The 1,352-nt window shown below is 64.3% G+C and carries 2 protein-coding genes; both read left to right on the forward strand.

From position 1 onward, the window contains the following. A partial coding sequence (locus AC1D1W_RS20645; RefSeq protein WP_476944693.1) for a hypothetical protein occupies nt 1-198 on the forward strand: 198 nt, incomplete at its 5' end. Between the two features lie 2 nt (nt 199-200). Next, a partial coding sequence (locus tag AC1D1W_RS20650; RefSeq protein WP_476944694.1) for a phage tail protein occupies nt 201-1,352 on the forward strand: 1,152 nt, incomplete at its 3' end.

The following is a 1,352-nucleotide window of genomic DNA, read 5'->3' on the forward strand; positions in this document are numbered from 1 at the left end:
TTCTATGACAGGATCCAAAGCACCCCGGGCGTCCTCTTCGCCAACATCACTGAATTTCACGGGATCACGCAGAGCACAGTATTGGCTGAGGAGTCGGGGAGGATCAGGCTCGGCAAGAACCAGATTCCGATTCCTCCGGCCGATCTCAGCTATGCGTCGGGTGTCAGAGTGCTGTTCGTTGAACAGACAGGCGGCTGAACATGGAACTTCGCAACTTCGCTGCCCGTCCGCATCCTGACGGCAACCGGATCGACCTGTCGTGGACCTATGCGGATCCCGAGGACCCCGACCGGACCCCGCCGCCGGCCGTCCGCATCCGGCGCAGCCCCCGAAGCCATCCGATAGGGCTTGACGACGGGGTGGAGGTAGCCGTTGCAGCGCCCGGGTTGGCGACCGACACCGGGCTGCGAGGCGAAACCGTCTACTATTACACGCTGTTTACGCCAGAAACGGGCGCGCTGGAGTCTTCGGCGGCCCCGAACAACCGCGTCTCCGCCACGGCCACATCGCCCTATGGTTTCGCCGACCGGCTCTATGCCCTTTTGCCCGCCATTTACCGGCGCTACGACGCGGCACCGCCCGTACACGACTCACTCGAACCAGGAAACCTTGCCCACGGCGTGCTGCGCCGATTCCTCGACTTGCCCGGAGCGCAGCTCGACCAGCTATACAGCCTCTGCAGGGCAGCCCTGAACCTGCACGACCTGGACCGGGTTGACGGACAGCTTCTTCCGTTGCTTGCCCAATGGATTGGATGGCGGACCGACTACGGGTTGCCCATCGGCGCGCAGCGGCAGGAGATCCGGTTCGCGCCGCAGATCTATCAACGCATCGGCACTGTCGCCGCGATCGAGGCGACGGCCAGACGCCTCACTGGTCTCGATGCCAGGACGCACGAATTCGTGCACAATGTCGCCCGCACCAACGAGCCTGCGCGGCTTAGCCTGTGGTCACTGGCACGTGCGGAGGTCGGTGGCAAGTGGGGGACTCGTGCGCTGGTGTCGGTGAACTTCGCCTACGAAGGCCGCATAGCGCATGTCCGGGACGACGACGGCGCAGACCTGTTCTTCTATCACACCCGTCGGATCCACGGCTGGGACATTTGGTCCAAGAAGCGCCGAGCCGATGGAAACTGGGCTGACAGCAGGCCGGTGGTAGACCGTGTTGGAGCAGATAAACACCCCGCCGCCGCGCGCGCCCACGGCAAGGTGTGGCTGTTCTGGGAAATCTGCAGTCCAGCGGAAGCGCCTGGGCAATCCCGGTGGCGCATAGCGGCCAGGATCCGGGACGCCGCCGGCGAGGTGTCCGAACCCTCGGGACGCCCATTCGGAAATCAGGATACTGAACGCCGT

It is taken from the genome of Arthrobacter sp. P1_B4 (assembly GCF_056406555.1).